17 protein-coding genes, 1 tRNA gene and 2 pseudogenes are annotated in these 22,314 nt (G+C 52.5%); 5 read left to right on the top strand and 15 right to left on the bottom strand.

Going from position 1 to position 22,314, the window contains the following annotated elements:
* Positions 1–69 precede the first annotated feature (69 nt).
* Positions 70–279 carry a DUF1127 domain-containing protein gene (locus tag ACY8FN_RS10640; protein ID WP_463099989.1) on the bottom strand — a complete coding sequence of 70 codons (210 nt, stop codon included), beginning with the start codon at positions 277–279 and terminating at the stop codon, positions 70–72.
* Between the two features lie 522 nt (positions 280–801).
* Between ACY8FN_RS10640 and ACY8FN_RS10635 the strand changes: the two genes are divergently transcribed.
* Complete coding sequence (locus ACY8FN_RS10635; protein WP_463099988.1) at positions 802–1,695, top strand: DNA replication terminus site-binding protein; 894 nt, start codon at positions 802–804, stop codon at positions 1,693–1,695.
* Positions 1,696–1,835: 140 nt separating this feature from the next.
* Here the strand turns inward: ACY8FN_RS10635 and ACY8FN_RS10630 are convergent, their stop codons facing one another.
* The 10 genes and pseudogenes from ACY8FN_RS10630 to ACY8FN_RS10585 all read right to left on the bottom strand — a co-directional run bounded on the left by ACY8FN_RS10630 (position 1,836) and on the right by ACY8FN_RS10585 (position 15,246).
* Positions 1,836–5,699 carry a DEAD/DEAH box helicase gene (locus ACY8FN_RS10630; protein WP_463099987.1) on the bottom strand — a complete coding sequence of 1,288 codons (3,864 nt, stop codon included), beginning with the start codon at positions 5,697–5,699 and terminating at the stop codon, positions 1,836–1,838.
* A 361-nt stretch (positions 5,700–6,060) separates the two neighbouring features.
* Positions 6,061–6,243, bottom strand: a pseudogene (locus ACY8FN_RS10625) (putative glycoside hydrolase); the annotation flags it as partial.
* A 14-nt stretch (positions 6,244–6,257) separates the two neighbouring features.
* Positions 6,258–7,130, bottom strand: coding sequence for an ROK family protein (locus tag ACY8FN_RS10620; protein WP_463099986.1), 873 nt, complete (start codon positions 7,128–7,130; stop codon positions 6,258–6,260).
* A 78-nt stretch (positions 7,131–7,208) separates the two neighbouring features.
* Positions 7,209–8,555, bottom strand: a complete 1,347-nt coding sequence (locus tag ACY8FN_RS10615) for a 6-phospho-beta-glucosidase (protein WP_463099985.1) — start codon at positions 8,553–8,555, stop codon at positions 7,209–7,211.
* A 191-nt stretch (positions 8,556–8,746) separates the two neighbouring features.
* Positions 8,747–10,060 carry a carbohydrate porin gene (locus ACY8FN_RS10610; RefSeq protein WP_463099984.1) on the bottom strand — a complete coding sequence of 438 codons (1,314 nt, stop codon included), beginning with the start codon at positions 10,058–10,060 and terminating at the stop codon, positions 8,747–8,749.
* Between the two features lie 217 nt (positions 10,061–10,277).
* Entirely contained in the window at positions 10,278–11,621 is a 1,344-nt protein-coding gene (locus ACY8FN_RS10605) for a PTS sugar transporter subunit IIC (RefSeq protein ID WP_463099983.1), read from the bottom strand.
* Complete coding sequence (locus tag ACY8FN_RS10600) at positions 11,621–13,030, bottom strand: glycoside hydrolase family 1 protein (RefSeq protein ID WP_463099982.1); 1,410 nt, start codon at positions 13,028–13,030, stop codon at positions 11,621–11,623. Before ACY8FN_RS10600 ends, ACY8FN_RS10605 begins: the two co-directional genes overlap by 1 nt.
* A 14-nt stretch (positions 13,031–13,044) precedes the next feature.
* On the bottom strand, positions 13,045–13,413 hold the full coding sequence (chbA, locus tag ACY8FN_RS10595) for a PTS N,N'-diacetylchitobiose transporter subunit IIA (protein ID WP_463099981.1): 369 nt from the start codon (positions 13,411–13,413) through the stop codon (positions 13,045–13,047).
* Positions 13,414–13,597: 184 nt separating this feature from the next.
* Positions 13,598–13,918: a PTS sugar transporter subunit IIB gene (locus ACY8FN_RS10590; RefSeq protein ID WP_463099980.1), complete on the bottom strand. Its 321-nt coding sequence runs from the start codon at positions 13,916–13,918 to the stop codon at positions 13,598–13,600.
* Between the two features lie 314 nt (positions 13,919–14,232).
* Positions 14,233–15,246 carry a LacI family DNA-binding transcriptional regulator gene (locus tag ACY8FN_RS10585; protein ID WP_463099979.1) on the bottom strand — a complete coding sequence of 338 codons (1,014 nt, stop codon included), beginning with the start codon at positions 15,244–15,246 and terminating at the stop codon, positions 14,233–14,235.
* Positions 15,247–15,627: 381 nt separating this feature from the next.
* Between ACY8FN_RS10585 and ACY8FN_RS10580 the strand changes: the two are divergent.
* Positions 15,628–15,672, top strand: a pseudogene (locus ACY8FN_RS10580) (SEC-C metal-binding domain-containing protein); the annotation flags it as partial.
* 70 nt (positions 15,673–15,742) lie between these two features.
* On the opposite strand, the gene ACY8FN_RS10575 reads toward ACY8FN_RS10580, so the two are convergent.
* Positions 15,743–15,832 (bottom strand) — tRNA-Ser (locus tag ACY8FN_RS10575).
* Between the two features lie 220 nt (positions 15,833–16,052).
* Between ACY8FN_RS10575 and ACY8FN_RS10570 the strand changes: the two genes are divergently transcribed.
* On the top strand, positions 16,053–17,267 hold the full coding sequence (locus ACY8FN_RS10570; protein WP_463099048.1) for an IS256-like element ISAs3 family transposase: 1,215 nt from the start codon (positions 16,053–16,055) through the stop codon (positions 17,265–17,267).
* 159 nt (positions 17,268–17,426) lie between these two features.
* Here the strand turns inward: ACY8FN_RS10570 and ACY8FN_RS10565 are convergent, their stop codons facing one another.
* Positions 17,427–17,582 carry a hypothetical protein gene (locus ACY8FN_RS10565; RefSeq protein WP_463099978.1) on the bottom strand — a complete coding sequence of 52 codons (156 nt, stop codon included), beginning with the start codon at positions 17,580–17,582 and terminating at the stop codon, positions 17,427–17,429.
* A gap of 53 nt (positions 17,583–17,635) precedes the next feature.
* Between ACY8FN_RS10565 and ACY8FN_RS10560 the strand changes: the two genes are divergently transcribed.
* Positions 17,636–18,577, top strand: a complete 942-nt coding sequence (locus ACY8FN_RS10560; RefSeq protein WP_463099977.1) for a L,D-transpeptidase family protein — start codon at positions 17,636–17,638, stop codon at positions 18,575–18,577.
* Between the two features lie 72 nt (positions 18,578–18,649).
* Positions 18,650–19,636 carry a DUF481 domain-containing protein gene (locus tag ACY8FN_RS10555; RefSeq protein WP_101317009.1) on the top strand — a complete coding sequence of 329 codons (987 nt, stop codon included), beginning with the start codon at positions 18,650–18,652 and terminating at the stop codon, positions 19,634–19,636.
* Positions 19,637–19,756: 120 nt separating this feature from the next.
* Here ACY8FN_RS10555 and ACY8FN_RS10550 read toward each other — a convergent pair whose 3' ends face one another.
* A complete protein-coding gene (locus tag ACY8FN_RS10550) occupies positions 19,757–21,172 on the bottom strand; it encodes an SLC13 family permease (protein WP_463099976.1) in 1,416 nt (471 codons plus the stop codon).
* A 246-nt stretch (positions 21,173–21,418) separates the two neighbouring features.
* Positions 21,419–22,144: a MaoC family dehydratase gene (locus ACY8FN_RS10545; protein ID WP_101317005.1), complete on the bottom strand. Its 726-nt coding sequence runs from the start codon at positions 22,142–22,144 to the stop codon at positions 21,419–21,421.
* Positions 22,145–22,314 lie beyond the last annotated feature (170 nt).

The following is a 22,314-nucleotide window of genomic DNA, read 5'->3' as shown; positions in this document are numbered from 1 at the left end:
TGGCAGGGCGCCACAGGGGCAGAACAGCAAACGAGTCAGCAGAAAAACAAGGCATCCATGCCCGGCTGATCAACCACGCCAGAACGGCTTGGTGGTCTCTTGATAACGGTCAGCTTCGTTCAGGCCGATGTCTTTGAGCAGGTACTCGGGCAGCTCGGAGAGCTGGCGACGGCTGCGGCTACGCTCCAGCCAGGTCAGAACGGACATTTTCACCCGGGCAACCAGATTCAATTGGCTGGACTGCTGGTAACCGGTTTCGGTATAAGTCATGTTGGCCATGTTGTGGCTCCTCTGGATTATGTTTGCGCACTGGGCTTAATTTGATGCGCAAAGCTTAGTCAGGGAGAACATCCGACTCAATTGACGAATTTTGATACATTACATTAGTAAAACTAATGGCATAAATCTGACTGATACGATTTTAATCATTTGATTTATAACGAGTAATTAAATCACCATTCGGCCATTCACTGCCCACAGCATATTGTGCTGCATGGCACCACCTTACATATGCAATTTACCGCGCTGCCTATGCACTCGCCAATATGCCCCCAAGCGCTGGCAACCCCACCATTACATTCGGTTGTTAATCAGGAGATCTTTTGGTGATCTCTATTTAACACAATGATACATAAAATAAACTCCAGTTCATTCACTCACATCCTGCTGCACAGCAACCTGTAAACGAGCCCCTTGGCGCGCAACCGACACAATGATATGGTTATTTATACAGTAGTTTAGTCGCCCGCCCTGACGCCATAGCTTATGCCGTCAACGGCGGATGAAACCACAGGATCATCGATGGATACCTTTACCCCGACCGCGGCCCTGCGCCAACAGATGGCAGCCATTGAAGCCTCCCTGCACCAGCTGACTGACCTGCTCGGCCAGCTCACGCTGCAAGAGGCCCATGTCTACCCCCTTCCCCCGGTGCCGCAAGGGGAAGAGCACGACCCGATCGCGCAGATTGAGGTGGGTTACCTCAGCGGTGAAGCGGCGCTGGCGGCTACCCTCACAGCCTATCGGGATCACAGTGCCCGCCCCGGCTGCTCCACCAAGGCGACTCACCGGCTGCCCGGCTGGTTGCGCTTTCCTGCCGCCGCAGCCCCCGTGCTGCAACCGCTGATCGACCAAATCAACCAGCACAAGCTCGATTTCAAGGCACTGGTGCAGCAGGCGGGGGGGCGGGACGAGAAGTTTGATCTGGTGCACACCGCCCTGCCCGGGGTGATCACCTTGCAGGTCTATCGCAAGCTGACCCTGCTGGCGGGGGATCTGCAATCCCTCGGCTTTACCTGGGCCGACAAGCAGACCATCAATCGCCTCAGTCGCGAGCAGGTGCTGGAGATGCTGGAGCGCAGCCGCCGCTACATTCCGGCCCTCTCCAACAACGAGGAGTGGAGCAAGATGGTGGATCAGGAGGTGTATGACATTCGCCGCCTGCCCGCCGATGCCGAGTTGCGGATCCGCCGCCCGGTCAAGACCCACCCGATGATCAACCTGCTCTGGCTGGAGCGCACCCCGCGCAAGCAGCAGATCAAGGCGAGCCTGCCGCTGCTGCTCTGCTCGGATACCCCGCCTGCGGTCACCCATCTGGGCAACTACCCCCCCAAGAGCCGACAGGCGCGACGGGATCGCAAGATTGGCGGCGAGCCCATCATCGAGCGGCTGCACCTCTATCTCTATCAGGGGTGACTGGAGCAGGGGTAACTGCACCGCCTTGCCGCGATAAACGGCGTATCCCGCATCAGCATCCCAAATGAGAAAGGGGAGAACATCTCAAGATGTTCTCCCCTTTTCTGTATGGATAGCCGTGTGGAAGGCGGCGTCGCCAATCAGCCCATCAGCAGGGCCCGCAGGCTCTCTACGTCCAACCCGCGCACTTCCGACTGGCCGCTCAGCAAGCCATCGGCCAGCGCGCGCTTCTCGTCGTGCAGGGCGACGATCTTCTCCTCCACCGTCTGCTCGCACACCAGCCGGTACACTGTCACCGGCTGGGTCTGCCCCATCCGGTGGGCCCGATCGCTCGCCTGATCTTCAACTGCCGGGTTCCACCAGGGATCAAGATGCAACACGGTATCGGCCTGAGTCAGGTTGAGGCCGGTGCCCCCCGCCTTGAGGCTGATCAGGAACAGCGGCACCGATTCATGGCGAAAACGCAGGATGGACTCCTGGCGGGATTTGGCCGAGCAGGCGCCATCCAGATAGCAGTAATCCCACGATTTTTGCTCGATACGGGCGCGCAGCAGGCTCAGCAGATCGACAAACTGGCTGAACACCAATACCCGATGACCGTTATCGATGGCCTCTTCCAGCAGCGCCATCGCCTCGTCCAGCTTGCTGCTGGTTTGCGACCACTCGGGCATCACCAGCTCTGGCGAGCAACAGAGCCGACGCAGCCGGGTCAGGCCACTCAGCACATGCATCAGGGCGCGGCCATCGGCACTTTGCACCTGCTGTACCACCTCGCGCCGGGTCGCCTCGTAGAGCTGACGCTCTTCGGGGGAGAGGCTGATGTGGTGGATGATCTCGGTCTTGTCCGGCAACTCGGTCAGCACCTGCTGCTTGAGACGGCGCAGGATGAAGGGGCTGATCACCGCCCGCAACAGCGCCATGTGCTGGGGATCCTTGACCGCCTTGCCAAAGCGGCGCTTGAACTCGCCCAGGCTGCCAAGCAGCCCCGGGTTGATAAAGGTAAACAGGCTCCACAGCTCCCCCAGATGGTTCTCGATGGGGGTGCCGGAGAGGGCGAGGCGAAAATCGCCGTCGAGCTGGAACAGCAGCTTGGCGCGCTGGGTGCCGGCATTTTTGATCTGCTGCGCCTCATCGAGCACCATGCTCGACCAGCGGCGGGATTTGAGTGCCTCCGCCAGACTGCCGAGCATGCCGTAGTTGATGAGGATCAACTGACCGGCCTTGGCCTCGCGAATAATCGCCTCGCGCCCGGACGCATGTTCAAACACCACCACCTCCAGTTCGGGGGCGAAGCGAGCCACCTCTTCCTGCCAGTTGGTGACCACTGACTTGGGCACCACTACCAGCGCAGGGCCCAAGTGCTGGCGCATCCGCAGTACGATCAGCGCCTGCAGTGTCTTGCCCAGACCCATGTCATCGGCCAGACAGGCGCCAAAACCGTGATGGGCCAACGTCGCCAGCCAGCGCACCCCATCCTTCTGGTAGTCTCGCAGCGCGGTGAGCAGCTCGTCCGGGCACGCGACCTCCTGCTGCCACTCCTGCTGCAGGGATTGCCACGCCGTATCCCCTTCGGTGGTGATGACCGAGAGCAGACGAGTGAGCGGATAGGCCAGCTTGTTGTTGATGCGCTGCTCTTCATCGAGCATGGCCCCCAGCATGGTAAGCCGCTCCACCAGCTTGTCGCTCAGCATCAGGCTGGTCTTCTCGTCGAGCTGAACGGTGCGCTGGCCCGGGGTCATCTGGCGCAAGATAAGGCGCAGGTCGAGGATCTGATGCTCATCGAGCGCCAGCGCGCCTTCGACCTGGAACCAGTCCTGCCGCCGCTCGATGCGCAGGCTCAGGGCCGCTTCATCAAGGCTCTTGAGGCGGGCGCTGTCCTGATGCCAGTGAATCACCACGCCGGCATCCACCAGCTCGGGCAGGGCATTGACCAGCGCCAGCGCCTGCTCCCCTTGCAGCAACCACTCGCTACCGGGCAAGCCGATGGGCAATTGATTGCGCAGCAGCTGGGCCTGTACCTTCTCGGCCGCGAGATCACGCAGCCAGTAGTGATACGCCTTGATCCCCTGCCGTACGATGGGCTCCCCCTTGCCAAGGGGCTGGGGCGGCAGCTCGTCAAAGCGGGTGACCAGCTTGACCGACAGCTGGCCATCCTGCCAATCCAGTTGCACTGACGGAATACCCGGCCAGGGGGCCAGTTCGGCATTGCCGCTAAGCCCCTCGACCTGACTGTGCCAAGGGAGTTCAGCAATACCATCCAGGGTGCGTTGCAGCTCGGCAAGTCCTTCGGCGGGCAGCAGCGGGATGGATTCGAGCGCGGGCAGCCGATCGAGCAGCGGCTGCGGGGTGAGGATCAACTGCCACAAGTCTTGCGCCAGCGGCACAATATGGGCCCCGCGCGCCGCGGCATCCGGGCAAAGCGCCGCACTCATCCCTTGCTCGGTGGCAACCACCTGCAGCAGGGGCGCACTGATGGCCAGTTGCAGCTTTTGCCCCTTGGCATTGAACAACCGCGGATGATCGGCCAGCGGTGGCCAGACATCCCGTGGCAACTGTCCCATCACCCGTGGCAGGGTGCGCACCAGCGCCCAGTCGTGCTCATCGAGCATGGCCGCATATTGGGTGGAGAGCAGCGCCGGATCGACCCGACGCCCAGCGGTCCACTCCCCCTTGGTACTCAGTTTCTGGATCTTGCACTCCAGCTCCGGGCCCTCGGCATGGAGCAGCCACACCAGCCGCTCCTGGGGCTTGCGCACCCCGCTGGAGCGACCCAACCCCTGCAACCAGTTGAGCCAACTGGCAGAGGCCGCACTGTTATCTTCGTCGACCTCCTCTTCTTGTTCATCCGCTTGACTATCCGCCGGGCCATGACTGCTGCGCAGCTGGCAAAGGGGCGCCCCTTTGGCACCCTCCCCCAGCAGAATACGCAGCAGATCCTGACAAAACGCCATCAGGCGATGATGGGGCTCGGCATCGAGCAGATGGGTAAGATCCCACTTGTGCAGCATCGCCACCTGTGGGCTCTGGGCACCGTGACGGGCCAACGCGCAGAGATCGAGCCAGAGATAACCCCAGTGAAGCTCCTCCACCGGCAGTTGCAGGGTGTCGAACAGACCGACCGCCTGACCGTGGCGATCGCCTGCCCACTGGCTGAGCAGATCAGAAAGCAGCGGGAACTGGCCGGTCAGGCTGCGCTGCCACTTCTTGCGTTGCTCGCTGGCAATGACCGGATCGGCCTGCTGCAACCAGCCAAGCCAGAGCAGGGCGCTGAACGAACGGGGCCACTGCCCGGCATGACCTTCATCACCGCCCTGCCACTGACCCAGCGCCGTCAGCAAATGCTCATCGAGCGGACCACTCTGGCTCTGCTGGGCCAGCGCCTGCAGCGCAGGCCAGCAGGTGGCGGCATCCTTGTTGCTCTCCAGCTCACCATCACCGCAAAGCCAGTGCCACTCGGCCTCACACTCTTTGGCTCGGGTCTGTACCTCGGGAGTACAGCGCACCAGGGCATTGGCCAGCGGCCAGCGCTCTTCATAAGGGGCATCGAGCAGTAGTTGCAGCGAGAAGTGCTCCAGCAGCAATTGCTGCCAGGCGGGGCTGGAGCCTGCCAACAGTTGGTATGCATCCGGGGTATCAAGCAGGGTCAGCAGATCGCTGGCGGAAAAATAGGTCGGGATCTCCCCCGCCTTGCCGCGACATAGCTCGCGCACCACCGCATGGGTGAGGTCCTGCCCGGTCAACGAGGGCACCCGGCTCCAGTCCGGTGCTGGGCAGAGTCCGGCACGCACCCCGAGGATCAAGGCCAGGGTGCCTTCGGCAGTCAAGCTCCACTGCTGCTCTCCGCGCAATCTCACCAACCCGGCCTCTTGCAGCGGAGTCAGTTTATCGATCAGCGCATGGCCAACCGCCAGTTGATCTTGCAGCAAACGGGTACTGGCGACGCGCTGCAATTGCAGGGTGCTGAGCAGGGCATAACTATCCGAAGAGAGGGTGGACGCAGACATCAAGACTCACGGGCAGGTGCAAAAGCGGAATTTTAACGGTAAAGCGTCAGCGGCTCGACCCTTAACTGCGAAATAACTCAAAAAAAAACGGCCATCCGTGATGACCGTCGAAAGTAACGAAGGAAATAGCCGGATTGTCCGGTACTTCCCACAGCGGGAAAATCGAGGGCGTGAGCCCCAAATTCGTGCCGTCATGCTAGAGCTTGGCGACGGAAAAAGCTATGAAGCAGATCACAGTTGAAAAGGATTTCTGAAAGCGATTTCAATTTTTAGCCAAAAAATGGCACGACCCAGTGGGGGTCCCCAGATAACGAGGAGGGATTACCCGGTCAAGCCAAATTTGACTCATAGGAGACTGGGCTTAAGCGCCAGGGCAGGTCACTGCATCTGCTGGCAAGCCATCACTATTTGGCACGAATCTGATTGTACCCACATCGAATTCCACTGCTTCCTCCGAGCACATCAAGAAGGGGGAATTCATCTTCTGGTAAAGCATCCCTTGCTCTGTAAAGCATGCAAGAGGCACCTTCACTGTATGCCACTTGTCAGATTGCGCCGCTACCTTTTAAGTAGCATGTTATAAACTGCACCAATGAGATTGGCATCATTTCTATGATGACATGCAACAACCTCAAACTCCATGTTTCTACCACGACTCAGTAATATTTTTAATTGATTATTAATCCCCTCAATTACTTTAGGTTGGCTGCTAATTCCACCACCGACCATAATGAGGTCAGGATCAATCGCATGCTTGATGTTGTAAATTCCTAACGCATTGATAAAGCAAAATTCATCAAGTAAAGATGCCATCAAGGGATGGCCATTTTCTACCAAGGCAAAAAAATCCTCCCCCTTAATCGTATCGACACCAAGTGCCCATGCCGCTTTGCGCAATAATATTCGCGTTGAGCCAAGATCACTCCAGTTGGCCCGACTAAATGGATCCATAATCCAGTAACCGAATTCACCACCATGCTGAGTAGCGCCACTCACTAACTGGCCATTGACCACTACACCACCACCTACACCGGTGCCAATAACAACACAGGCATATGATTTAACGTCTTTCGCTGCACCAATCCAACCTTCTGATAGCACAGCGCAGTTAGCGTCATTGGCCATCCCAACGGGCAAACCAAGTACCTCAGAGAACTTCGCCTTAATATTAAAACCATGGATATATTTTAGCGCAGTGATGCCACCAATAAAGCCAGACTCTTCATTGACTGCCCCAGGAATACTTAAGGTGATTGCAACCGGAATATATTGTTCTTGATAGGTTGACAATATCTGTTTCATTGCATCTAGCAACCCATCTAAACTATCCGGAGTTGAGAATAATCCTTTTTCGTAAATGGTTCCGCGATTATCTATCACACCATATTTCACGGCTGTACCACCAATATCGAAGGATATATAATTAGACATAATGGATCCATACTCAATAGACGATAAGTGGTTGCTGATATCACAGCAACCAGCTAATGTTAGATGATATTTATTATCTTAATCCAGTTCAGAAATGGTCTCAGCGAACTGCGGCAAATATTTTTTATGTGCCAATAACAACTCGGTTGCCACCTTTCTCGCATCATCATCAGAATGTACTAGTGGGTTGATATTCATAGCAACCAGTAAATCATTGAAGCTACCGGTCACAGCAGCCTTGGCTGCGGCAATTTCAAACGCTTTAATACCATGGATCAGACCGAGTACTTTTTCATCAAACTGGTTAAGACGTGGGTCAGGTTTCGCACCATCACGACCGATCCGGCAGGTCATCTCGACAGTCCAGTCAGCAGGGATATTTTTGATCTGACCATGATGGGGGACAATCACATAATGCTCGCTGTGGCGATCATTGTAAATAGCGCTGATCACTTCACATGCTGCATCTGAATAGTATGCGCCACCCCGCATTTCAAGTTCTTTCGGCTTGTGATTAAGATGTGGGTCCTGATACAACGTGAACAAATCTTTTTCTACCCGTTGCACGACCTGCGCCCTGGTTTCCCCTTTGTAATACTCACCCATCTCAATACTTAACATTTCTTTTTCTTTAAAATAGTAACGATGGTAGGGGCAAGGCAATAAACGTAAACCACGCAAAAAATCGGCTTCGAAGGGAATGTCAAAGATGTTTTTTACTGAGCCAGATTCATTTTGTGCACCTTCCAGCACATATTCAAACAGCTCATTGAAACGCGACTCACCATTAACGAAGGCATCTTTTATAAAAACAAAATGATTCAAACCAAACAAGTCAAGAGACAGCTCATCTTTGTCGGTTAACTGTAGCGACTTTTGCACAAACATTTTCATGCCAATGGGGACATTGCATACCCCAATAAATTTTTTGAAATTGGTATGACGTGCAACAGCTTCAGTGACCATTCCCGCTGGATTCGTGAAGTTAATAATCCATGCATCTGGACAAATGTCTTCGACATCTTTGATAATATCAAAGATGATTGGAATTGTTCGTAATCCTTTAAACAAACCACCCGCACCATTTGTTTCCTGCCCAAGCAAACCATGGCTTAATGGAATGCGTTCATCTTTTTCTCGTGCTTTGAGCAGGCCAACCCGCAACTGAGTAGTCACAAAATCTGCACCGACCAAGGCCTCACGGCGATTGAGTGTCTTATGAAGGGTAATCGGCAAGCCTGATTTAACAATCATTCGCTGGCATAGATCAAATATTATATTTTGCTTTTTTTCACCATCAGGAATATCAACCAACCAGAGTTCACTAATAGGGAGCTCTGCATGCCTTTTAATAAATCCCTCAACCAGCTCCGGAGTATAGCTACTACCACCACCAATGGTTACCACTTTGAGTTTTTTATTCATGAGAAATACCTTTAATCCTTCATTCTGATCTAGAATTGTATTTTAAATGATGATACCACTCACATTTTCATCTACTTTAGAAGCAATCTGATATTGACAACATCATCATGGATTTATTTTTGATAGGATAAAAACACCTGCAACACGAAAAGCATGACAGCCTAAGACCGGCATGAAATATTAGCCTAGACTTACCACCATGCTTCAAACATGGCGCCAAAGGTCACTGTGTCATCGTCAGATGCACCATTCAACTTACCCTTGTCATCACGACCGGTGTATTCATTATCTGCATTACCGACTGTGGCGTAGAAGCGCAACATGGGGCGAGACCAGGTTTCGCCACCGATGGCGATGTTTTGTGACAGTGTGGTTTTCCAGGAAGTGTTAGTCGCATCGATATCATCATAATCGACGACGCTATAACCACCCTCTAACCAAGTTGAATGGACATCGTTCCACTGGTAAGTAGGGCGCAGGATCAGGCTATAGTTTTTGCGGCTCTCGTCACTCTTGTCTAAATCAAGTTTTTGATAAGAGGTCAAATATTGAATATTGGCCCGCTCTGTCAAGGGAATGGCACCATCCAAGCTGAACAGCAAGGCATCTTGATTGTCAGCCAAATCAAACACACTATTTAGCGCATTGTGTGAATAACGAATAACAAACTTTTGGCCAGCCCATACCGCTTCACTTGCAATCTGATAAGCAGAGTTCGCCAGTTTAGCTTTATCAACCTCGTCCAACTTCTCTGAGGTAGTACCATAGTTTGCATAAAAGCTAAGATCAGCATCCCCTAACTTAATACCATGGACTTTACTGGTCAGGGCGTAGCGACCATTGTCTTCCACCATATCGTCATTAACTTGTCCGACACCAGAAAAATCAAATTTGATCCCCCCCAAGGTCAAATTTTTGAAACCAGTCCCTTGGCTATCATGGGTCATCCAAAAATAGTCATTAAGATCTGTCTGTGGTCTCTGATGAAAATCTCGACCAGCCCAAATATATAGATCTGGCTGCGACTCAAAAACATTAGTTACACCAGCATACATTTTTTTTACATTGACGCCACCATCGGTTGCCCAGGAGCCATCAGACCACTGATCCAGCATCAAGACTAAATCCCAGATAGCACCGCTGTCGTTTTTAAAGGCTTTAGCAAGCTGAAACTCCCCACCATTACCTTCATTACCCAAGCGACCAGTTGCATTGCCACTCAAGCTACCAAAACTGCTCACCCGCTCTTTATCATTGTTTTGATAATGTGCGCCGTAACGGGCATAACCAGAAAATACAATTCCTTCCGGAACTTTTGTCTCACTGGTCAATGTTGCTGGCTGCTGGTCATCTTTATATTTGGTTTCTGTGTTGACCTTTGTTTCCAACTCTTGAAGACGCAGTTTCAGCGCTTCAATATCATCATTGCTGTTTGCAAAAACAGATGCGGAACTCATCACTGCAGCCACGGCGACAGCGGTATACAACAAGTTAAACTTTTTCATTATAACTCCATGTTAATTTAATTATTATTTAAGAAGGTGCCAAACTAACCGGAAAATTATTGCTGCTCAATTTATTAACTGAACTGAATAAAAGTCACCTAACAAATAAAAAGTGATCAGTTAAATATCTGTACTGATTTGGATATTTGTTAATTTATTATGTATATCCTGTTTATGGCAGGGCGTTTCTAAAATTTAACACCCTGCCATAATATCGTCACAGTTGCAGTGACAATGCATCATCTTCGTCAAAAGTCTCTGTTGACTCACCTTCATTTTTACAAGCGATGTTGTCCTGCGCTTTCATAAATGGGTAGTACACACAGATCGTCATTAAAAATACGCTTATTTGGAGCAGCGCGGCTTTCCAACCACCGACAATGAAGCCACTGATGATCATCGGCGTGGTCCAAGGTACGGTAATCGCAGTGAAAGGCTCCACCAGACCTGCAGAGAGAGAAAAATAAACCATCAGTACAGAGATAATCGGGGCACCCAAAAATGGGATCAACATCAGTGGGTTAAATACGATGGGAAAGGCAAATATCACCGGTTCGTTAATATTGAACAACCCTGGCATGATCGCTATTTTACCCAAGTCCCTATATTGTGTGGACTTTGCAAACATCAGCATACACACAACCAAACCAAGGGTCAGACCTGCACCACCAAACGTCACATACTGATCGATGAACTGGTTAGTGACAATCTTGGCGTTTTCCCCGGCAATCAACTGCTCTCCCTTGATCAGCAACTCCTGGTTTTGCAGCGCGTTCGCCGTCACGATCGGCCCCATGATCCCCATCACAATGGCAGAACCATGTACACCACACCACCACAGCAAAGAGATCAGCAGGGCAACAACGATGACACCACCCAGAGAGTCTGACAAACCTTGCAATGGTATCTGCAGCAGATCGTACAACACCACCACCACGGTTTTGTCGAATGAGAACTTAAAGAAAATCCAAGTGAAGCAGGCACTCAGGATTATCAATGCTCCCGGGATCAGTGCGGTAAACGCATTCGCCACGCCCTGCGGAACGCCATCCGGCATCTTGATGGTCAGGTTCTTCTTCATGCACCAGCTATAAATCCAGCCCACTGTGATGCCGACAAAGATGGCAACGATCATTCCCTTGCCGCCCATATAGGCCTTAGGAATCACCCCACCCAAGGTGGCACCATCCGCCGCGAGAATGAAATTATCGTTGAGGATCAGCATGGCTACGATGGCAAAAATGCCTGCACTGACCCCCTGATAACCTTCATTCTGAACCCAGCTATAAGCGATACCGAATACTCCGATAAGAGCCAGAATATCAAAGGTGGCACCTACTACTTGCCACAATGGCCCCTGCCAGTTGTCACCAAAGATGCTGGCCATCAGTTCGCCATACCCAGGGATAGGAATAAATGCCAGCAGCAGGAATACCGAGCCAATAATGGTCAAAGGCATGGTATAAAGAAAGCCATCCTTAATTGCCTTGACCGGTTTGGAGTTTACAAACCCCATAACATAGGGCATGACGGCTTGTATTTTTTGGTTAAAATTACTCATTAGAGATCTTCCCCACGATTTTTAATCACCGAACTGAACCAGTGGAAAGACATTTTTTTCTTTCGTTGATAGTTGTTTTTGTGATCGACATAAATAAATCCATATTGTTTTTTATAGCCGTTGAGCCAGCTCAACAGATCAATCACAGACCAGGCAAAGTATCCTTTGACGTTAACACCATCACTGATTGCTTGTTTCAGTGCAGTTAAATGTTCGCTGATATAGTTGATGCGTGGGACATCACAAATTTCATTTTCCACAATCGGATCTTCATCGCCAAGACCATTCTCGGTAATATAAATCTTGACTTGACCATAACGCTCTTTGAGCATGTGCAAACCAGCAACAAAGCCCTCTGGTGAAATTTCCCAATCCCATTTGGTATAGCGTTTATCATCCATCTTCACCGTGCGGAAGAAACCATCAAAACTTGGATTCCCTGGCGCACCAGTCGAGTTTTCTCTAGTCACTTCGCGCTGTTCCAGCGACCCTTTTATCAATTCTACCCGGCTCGGCTGATAATAATTAATTCCCATAAAGTCATTCAAGCTAGCAGCCAACTTGATGGTTTCTAACTCTTCTGCTGTCTGCTCTGGATGGAAACCACTGGCTTTCAGTGCATCCATAACATAAGCCGGATATTCACCTTTCAAAATCGGGTCGAAGTAAAGATGGGTAGCATACGCATTGGCATGATATGCCGCTTTTTGGCTATCCTCACTTTCATCAACACCGAAAGAAGGACCAAATACATTACTGATACCAATTTCGCCATACAGATTCATGGATTTATATAGCAGGACAGCCTTGGCATGAGCATAAAAAACGTTGTGAACAGCCTGGAAGTACTTCTTCGGATCATTCTTGATTCCTGGTGGGTGAGCGCCAGCCATATAACCAAGAGAACAAAACACTATCGTTTCATTGATAGTAATGAAGTGCTTTACACGATCACCAAAGGCTTCGAAGCATACTTTGGCATAGTTAACAAATGCATTGACGGTGCGCTGACTCAACCAACCACCTTCTTTCTCCAGGGTCAGTGGATGATCCCAGTGATAAAGCGTGATAAAGGGCACAATGCCATATTTCAGGCACTCATCGATCAAGTTGTTGTAAAACTCAATCCCCTTCTGATTAATTTCGCCATCACCATTTGGGAAAATACGGGCCCATGAAATGGAGAAGCGATAGGACTCCAGTCCCATTTCGGCCATCAACGCGACATCTTCTTTGTAGCGATGATAGTGATCAACCGCGACATCACCATTCGTCCCTTCAAACGTTTTCCCCGGGATCTTGGAAAACTCATCCCAGTTAGTCATGCCTTTGCCATCTTCATTCCAAGCACCTTCCACTTGGTAAGATGCACTGGCTGCGCCCATCAGAAAATCATGTGCAAACTTCATTGATAATACTCCGATTAATTGGAAATTTTCTTGTGAAGATCGATCAACTCTTTGACCAACTCACGGGCTAACATCGATGTCATCAGGTGATCTTGGGCATGGACCATGATCAGTGTCATCGGGGTTTTTCCCTCTCCCATATCAGCTTCAATCAATTGCGTCTGTACCAGATGGGCAGCATTGGCAGCGAGACGAGCCTCTTCCATTTTGGCATCGGCCTGAGAAAAGTCCCCCTGCTTGGCAAATGCCAAAGCTTTGTAAGAACAGCTACGAGCTTCACCAGAGTTGATAATGATCCCCATTACCTGCTCTTCTAGATCCATTGACTGAAACTCTGAACCATCTTCTTTTATATCATCCAGGTTGAGATCGTCGAAATTCATACGTACCCCTAATAATTTAAATAAAAATACTTTTTATCACTAACAGGAAAGCCAACATAATTAACGTCAAGATTGTTGCTATAATAAATTTCCAATGTGCAACAATGACCTGCCTAATATAATTAGGAAAAGTTCATTTATATAATAAATTGGAATGGATTGATTTAATTATGAGAGCTATAGCTTACGCAGGCTTGGCTGCTTTTTTGATTTCTGCTATAGCAACTTTCAATACACTCAAGCCGTCAACCCGGCCATACATACCAGTATCAATCACCGCTACTGGCTTATGGGGAAAACGCGCTGCGATATCTTGACACATATAACCTACCTGAGGGCCCAGTAGAATAACGTCAGCGTCAACACCTTTTTCATTGGATTGAGATTCGGGGAAAGCTTCAATATCGACCGGCACTGAATGCTTGGCTGCCTGCTCACGCATCTTATTGACCAATAAAGAAGTAGACATGCCTGCGGCACAAAACAGATAGATTTTTTTGTTCATGACATAGTCCTCAACATACTTAAGTTTAAATGTAGTGTTCAATTACCTTGATGATGACTATAAAGAAAACTGGAACCGGTTACAGAAACCGGTTCCAGTTTTGTGCTACAACTCACAATAAATAATTGTCCACCGCATTCATAGGATGTGTCAGAGCTTAGGTGCAGCTGCGCCTGAGGGGGCTTGTATCATGGCTTTGGCACCGACAGATGCGGCTACGAAATAACGGGGCCAGGGCGGTGTATCATGAGGATGTTGAGCTCCAGGAAGTGCGTATGGGCACTCCCTGGCGCTGTGCGCAGACGTTGATCACATCAGGATTGCGTGATGCAAGTAATCCCTGACGCTCTGATTTTTAACTCCCCCTGAAACACCTTAGACTCGAAGGGTACATCATTCCCATCCATCAATTTGAGTGCGATCGCCATGGCATGATGAACCATGTCAGTAAGCGGGAAACGGTAGCTTGTCAATGAAGGGGACACATAAGCAGACAGATCTTCATCATCGATGCTGGCGATCGACATGTCGCCAGGTAGCAATAGCCCTGCCTCGCGAAATGCTTGCATAGCCCCGAACGCAATCGAATCACTCGCTGCAAAGAGCGCACTACAACCACCCCCTTTCGTGAGATATTGCTTTGCAGCACGATAACCCTCCGCGATGTTATAGCTGCTGCATTGGTACCAGTGTGCTTGATACTCAATGCCCCATTCCAATAACATTTTCCGATAAGTGTTCATTCGAACAATGCCTGTTGGCGTGACCGCTGGGGGGCCAAAATAGGCAATCTTGGTGTGGCCAAGAGAGAGCAGATGACTCATTGCTTGTTTGGTTGCGTGTTCATTATCAAAGCACATCGAATAACCACAATGGGAAGGCAGCGCTCGCCCGATAAAAATGATTGGTAGTCCAATTTCTTGCTGAATGGCCAACATATCACTTTCAGTCATATGACGGGTATACACGATCAATACACTACAGCGGCGATCTACCAGTGAATAAATAGCCTGTTTTTCTCGTTCTGGTTCATTGTGGCCATCAGTCACGATCAGCTGCTTATTGGTTTGTTCAGCAACCAAGGCAGCATTTTTCAATAAATGGCCAAAATAAGCGCCGTCAAAATCAGATAAAACCAAACCAATACTATTACCACTCTTATTTGCTAACGCCTGAGCCAACGCATTTGGACGAAAATTGAGTTGCTGCATGGCTGCATGGATAATCTCACGAGTTGACTCCTTGACCTGACCAGTTTCATTAATGGCTCGTGATACGGTTGCCTTGGAAAATCCCGTTATTTTGCAGATATCATTAATGGTTGCCATAAGAATGTGCTTTCCTGTCAATTCGATTATTAATAATTATCAATGGGGCCAGCATATCAAACTTTTTGATGTTTATAATATTTTGTTTAGCGACCATTCCGATATGTGATATTTGTTGAGCAGCAGTGCTCTTTGACCCGCGACGCCACATGCCGAGCCGCGGTCTCCCCCGCGATTTGGGGTGGAGAGCAGGATCAACCAGAGAGGCACAAAACGCGTTCCCTCTGACTATCGTTGGGCAGTGCTCAGCCATACCTATCTGTACCCAAGCCACTTTGCCGCCCGCATCCTGTACGCTTATTTTCTGGCGTAACTTTGTGAGCCCGCGCAGCGCCCACAACCTGAGATTAGCCCCTCAACGCCGGCCGTAACAATCCGAGCCCCTGCGGCAGTGGCAAGAAGTACAAACTGTGCTGTTTGCACTGACTATCAGCCTGGAAAAACCATTGCTCACCAACAAAAAACCCAGCCTGTTCAACAGGCTGGGCTTGGTATATGGCGGAGAAACAGGGATTCGAACCCTGGGTGGCATTGCTGCCACAATTGATTTCGAGTCAATCCCGTTCGGCCACTCCGGCATCTCTCCATGGAGCAGATTTTGACTCAAGCCAGGACGGGATAGCAACAAAATATGATATATATCAAATGGCTAAATAAGATATCTGGGAGCAGGCTCACAATGCGGCACGCGCTGGTCACTGTGACAGGCCGCTTGGAATAGACAAGCTCGCGAGCCTGTAAATCCAATTGTGTAACCGCCCACGAATAAGTAACTTTTTCAAAAGGATACCTTCGTGGGTAAGCAAATGGACCAAGACAAACTCAAAGCACTGGCCGCTGAGCTGGCCAAAGACATCAAATCTGAAAAAGATCTCGGCACACTCACCCAACAGCTGATCAAGCTCACCGTGGAGACCGCGCTCAATGCCGAGATGGACGAGCATCTGGGCTACGAGAAACACGCCCCACAAGGCCGCGGGACCGGCAACAATCGCAATGGCTATTCCACCAAGCGCCTAAAAGGCCACCATGGAGAGGTCACCATCCAGGCGCCTCGTGACCGTAACGCCTCCTTCGAGCCTCAGTTTGTCCGCAAGGGGCAGTCACGCCTGACCCAGATGGACGACCAGATCCTCGCCCTCTACGCCAAGGGCTTGAGTACGCGGGATATAGTGGACGCGTTCAAAGAGATGTATGACGCCGACATCTCGGCGGGGCTGGTATCGAAGGTGACCGAACGCGTCATCGAGCAGGTCCACGAATGGCAAAACCGGCCGCTGGATCCGCTCTATCCCATCGTCTATCTGGACTGCATTGTGCTGAAGATCCGCGCGAACCAGCGGGTGATCAACAAGTCGCTCTATCTGGCACTGGGCATCAATATGGAGGGGCACAAGGAGCTGTTGGGCCTGTGGCTGGCCGAGACCGAAGGGGCAAAGTTCTGGCTGTCGGTCCTGACCGAGCTGAAGAACCGCGGCCTGGAAGACATCCTGATCGCGTGTGTGGATGGTCTCAAGGGCTTCCCTGATGCCATTGCCGTGGAATATCCTCAAACCAAGGTGCAACTGTGTATCGTCCACATGGTCCGCAACTCGTTGCGCTACGTCTCCTGGAAGGACTACAAGGCGGTGACGGCTGAACTGAAGCAGATCTACCAGTCTGCGACGGAGCGTGAGGCTAAGCAGGCGCTGGCGGCCTTCGGCGAACGCTGGGATAGCCAGTACCCGCAGATAGCGCGTTCCTGGCAGAGTCACTGGGTTAATCTGATCACGCTGTTCGATTATCCCCCCGCGATCCGGAAGGTGATCTACACCACCAATGCGATCGAGTCACTGAACAGCGTGCTGCGCAAAGCGACCAAACAACGGAAGCTCTTCCCGACCGATGAGTCGGCGCTCAAAGTGGCGTTTCTCGCGATACAGCAGGCCTCCAAGAAATGGACCATGCCGATCCAGAATTGGAAGCCGGCCCTGAATCGCTTTATTATCGAGTTCGGTGATCGCCTGAACGGTCACCTGTAATGGAGTGGGCAGTTACACAGAATTATTTACAGGCTCAAGCTCGCCCCTCCCATCCGATGAGCACCGTTTCCCATTCAAGGTGAATGCACGCGAACGCTCTACTCACCCTGCTGGCGGCGTTTAGATGGACTTCCTCAACATACCGCTCTTTCGCCGCACTTATTCATCAGGTCGCAATCTTGTATCTGTTTTTCCTGCTTGGCAGCCAGAGATGCGGGAGAGGCCGATTTTGGCCGGTTTCTTATCTATCCCCAAGCGCTTCAGGGCGCGCAGCAGGCTGGTAATCATGGGCTGATTGAGGAACAATCGCGCCATCCTGGCGGCTGCTTTGATGATTTTCCGCCCCGATTGAACTGATGGATCACCCTATGCGATTGCCAAAACTCATGCCCCTCTCCATACAGCCTGCGCTTACCCTGCTGCTGGCTGCGACCATGCTCTGCGCCGCACCGGTGCAGGCCAAGCGCTACCCGCTGCCGCCGCCAGAAAGCCGCCTCGTGGGCGAACTGGAGGATTACATCATCCAGCAGGATGAGCATCTGGAGCTGGTTGGCAAACATACCCAGGTTGGTTTTTTGGCGCTGCTTGAGGCAAATCCCGGCGTAGACCCCTATTTACCCAAGCCGGGCACCCGCTTGACGCTGCCCACCCAGATGCTGTTGCCCGATGTGCCGCGCGAGGGGATCGTCATCAATCTGCCCGAGCTGCGTCTCTACTACTTCCCCAAAGGCAAGAGCGAGGTGATCGTGCTGCCCATCGGGATCGGTGACATTGGCCGCGAAACGCCGGAGATGACCACCACCGTCATCGAGAAAAATCCCGACCCGACCTGGGTGCCCGGCCCCATGGTGCGCAAATCCTGGCTGGAGCAAAAAGGGATCACCCTGCCCGCCGTGGTGCCCCCCGGCCCGGAAAATCCCCTCGGCAAGTTCGCCATGCGCCTTGGCTACGGCAAGCGCGACTACCTGATCCACGGCACCAACAAGGATTTTGGCGTAGGTCTGCGGGTGAGCGCTGGCTGCATCCGCTTGCGGCCGGACGATATCGAGGCGCTGTTCAAGATGGTGCCTGTCGGCACACCGGTGCGGGTTATCAATCAACCGGTCAAGGTGGCCATAGAACCGGATGGGCGGCGCTGGCTGGAGGTACACTCCCCGCTCTCCCGTACCGAAGAGGAGCTTGAAAATGGGGCCCCTTTGGTGCTATCACCGGCCATAGAGCACTTTATCGCGGCCCCTGAGGTCGCACAGGATGAAGTCTCCGCTGCGCTGGACAGTAAAAATGGCCTGCCCCGGCCTATCAATAGCTAGCTATCCAGCGGCAAAATCAGCAGTGGCTAAACCGCAATCAGAGCCTGAGTCATACCGGAGTTGTCATACGCCATGAAATACCTGCCCCTCGTGCTCATCCTGACCAGCCACTGCTTGTGGGCAAAGGACATTCTCTGGATGAACAACGGCGATCGCCTGACCGGCACCATTGAAGAGATCGGCGAGGAGTCGGTGCGTATCGCCCTGCCCTATACCGGCGCAGTTACCGTCCAGCGGGATGCCATCAAGCGCTGGCGGCTGGAGAAGCAGGATAAACCCAAGGCGACCGCCAAAGGGGGGATCAAGCTGTTCAAAGATGAGCAGAATGAGCGCAATGCCTGGCTCTGGACCGGCAATGGCGATCTCAACGTCAAGCTCAAAAACAAAGATAAACACACCAACAACGTCAACTTCAAGGGCAAGACCGAGCTGGCCAATCTGGACTGGCGCTACAGCCTCTCCGGTGAATACTCCTACGAAACCTCTGACAGCGTCACCGATAGCCACGACTACAAGCTGAACCCGACCCTTGACTACTTTTTCGATCAGCAGTGGTTTGTGCGCAGCTCGCTCAATGCCGAATATGACATGCTGGAGAGCAACTACCTCAGCCTCGACTATGGTACAGGCCCGGGCTACCGCTTCTGGAACGAGAAGCGCCGTCGACTGGAGTTCGTGGCACAAGGGGGCCTGCGCAAAGCCTACTTCAGGGAAGAGAGCGGGGTTGGGGCGTACTTTAAAGGCAACCGGATCATTGATTATCCCTTTGCCAGCATGAGCTGGGATTATCGCCAACCTGTCCCGCTGTGGCGGGAGAAACTGGAGCTGTTCAGTCAGGGGCGCTATCTGGTCTATCTGGATCAGCCCTCCCCCTATATCACACTGGATCGAGATGTGACCGGCAGCGTGGGGCTGCGCTACTACTTCAATGATCACCTGCGCCTCTCCTGGTCGAGCGAGATGGAGTGGGAAGATGGAAAGATTCACTTTGATGGCCCGGAGCAAAAATATAAAGAGACCGAGTTCAAGCATCTGCTCAGTCTGGGTGCCAGTTTCTAACTCGATCACTCAGTCGAGCACAAACAAGAGGAGCCAATTTGGCTCCTCTTGTCATTCGCGTGCACGGTGCAGTGCGGCCTTACCTACGCAGGACCATGGCATGACAAGCAAGAGCCACGGTCAGATCAGCCCCCAGGCCGCAATCTGGTAGATCCACACCATCGCCAGCAGGGTGCCGACCAGTCCCATGATGACGCCGATCCGCACCATCTGGCGGCTCTCCACCAGGCCGGTGGCATGGGCCAGCGCATTGGGCGGGGTACTGATGGGCAGCGACATTCCGAGCGAGACCGAGATGGTCACCGCCAGGATCAGGGTATGGCTGCCGCCCCACTCAGCCAGCTCCGGCATGCTGACCGCCAGCGCCGCCACCAGTGGCAGCAGCAAGTTAGCGGTTGCGGTATTGGACATGAAGTTTGCCATCACTACCGCTAGCAGACAGGTCCCGACCAGCACCGCCAGCGTGGAGTACTCATGGAACGGAATATGGGTGATGAGCCGCTCCGCCAGACCGGAATCCTCCAGTGCCAGCCCCAGCGCGATACCACCTGACACCAGCCAGAGCACGTCGAGAGAGATCTTGTGCAGATCATCCTTGGTGATGATGCCGGTGGTCAGGAACACCGCAACCGGGATCAGGGCAACCACATAGGAGCTCATGCCATGAAGATCCCCCAGCAGCCAGAGCACTATGGTGGTGATGAAGGTGAGGTAGACCACCCAGGCACGGGGGGTCTGCATAAAGCGCCCCTCGATCTTGAGATCAATGCGCTTGAGGGTACTGGGGAAGAAGCGCCCCAGCAGAAACCAGCCGAGCAACAGCAATACAGCGACAAAGGGCACCGCAAATCCCATCCACTGACCGAACGAGATAGCATGCTCGCCGGTCAGGTATTTGAGCGCCACCGCGTTGGGCGGAGTGCCGATGGGGGTACCGATCCCGCCCAGATTGGCCGCCAGCGGAATGGCCAGCACGAAGCCGATTTTAGCAGGGTCCTTGTCGGGAAAGACCGCCAGCACAGGTGAGAGAATGGCCAGCATCATGGCGGTGGTGGCGGTATTGCTCATGAACATGGAGAAGGTGGCAGTGATCAACATCAATCCCAGCATGACAATCTTGGGATCCCGGCCAAAGGGGCGCAGCAGCACCCGTGCCAGATTGAGGTCCAGCTGATATTTGGTGGCGGCGATAGCAAGGAAAAAACCGCCCAGAAACAGCATGATGACCGGCGAGGCAAAGGTCGCCATCACTTCGGTCGATTTGAGCAGCTCACCAAACCCCGGCTCTGCCTTGTCGGCAGTCATAAACCAGAGTCCCTTGTCGGAGAGCAGCAGCAACTCCAGCACGATGATCAGCACCGAGGTGGCGAAGATGGGGATGGGCTCCAGGATCCAGCAGAGGGCGGCCAGCACGAAAATGGCCACGACCCGCTGCTCGATCACCGTTATTCCCTCCAGCGGGATCCACTGGGTCGGGATCAGCAAGATAGCGAGGCTAAGCAGTAGTGGCAGAATAATCTTGTGATTGATGGGCACTATTGTCACCAGAATATGGAATTAGGAGCCAATAGTCGCACAACATTCTGTCTCGTCAGACCTCAATGTGGCCAAAATGGGAGCTGGATAACTGCAGTGGGTTCGGTTTTGTGAGTCATATCAAGCGGGGGTCGGCGCGCAATGGCTGACACCTCACAACTGGCAACAAACAGGCAAAAAAAACGGGCCCACTGTTAGTTGAGCACTACAGTGGGCCCGTTTCATCATTCATACCAATCAGGGCGCTTAGAAATAGATGCGGGTCACTGACTCGATCACGCAACCCGGGCGACGGATCCCTTCGATCTCGACCTTGATCTCCTTGAGCAGCTCCAACCCACCCTTTATCGGGGTCACCCGTGCCAACTTGGTACGGGCGCGGATGTTGCTGTCCACCTTGATGGGGTACGGGAAACGCACCTGATCCAACCCGAAGTTCACCACCATACGGGCGGTCGGGAACTCGGGGGTGGCCTCATCGACCGAACCGGTCAATTGCGGCAGCAGCGACAGGGTCAGAAAACCGTGAGCAATGGTGGTCTTGAAAGGCGACTCGGCGGCCGCCCGCTCAGGATTGGTGTGGATCCATTGGTTATCGCCAGTTGCCGCAGCAAACTGATCGATCATCTGTTGGCTGATATGCAGCCACTCACCCACATGGGTCTCTTCGCCAACCCGAGCCTGCAGAACCCCATAGAGCTCGCCAATCTCGCCCGACAACGCCATCGCGGGCTCTTGGGCCATGACCGGCTGACCGTTGGCCACTTGTGCCACGGTTGCTGCATCCTGTTGCTGTTCGCTCTGAGACTCACTCTGCAAGTCCAGTACACGTCCCAACAAAGGGTGAAGATGTGCCTTTTGCTGAAACTCACGCCAGTAGTCGCGGATCGCCGGAGAGAGCCAATCCTTGAGCTCAAAGGGGTGCTGCGCCAGAATTTCGCGCTTGCGCTTCAGAAAATCGACAACTTTCATTTACCGATCCCTATTTGATTCAATGCCGAATAAGAGGTCTAACCAGTCCTATTTTATTAAAGTTTCAGCAGTAAGTGCAAAAAAATCTCGGCGTACACGTGTACCACGGAATAAGTAACCACTTAAACTACAAAAAGCAGCGGTATTCGCCAGTTAAAAACCAGATTACC

It is taken from the genome of Aeromonas sp. 160P, from assembly GCF_055193095.1.
This window is presented reverse-complemented; position numbering and strand designations above follow the sequence as displayed.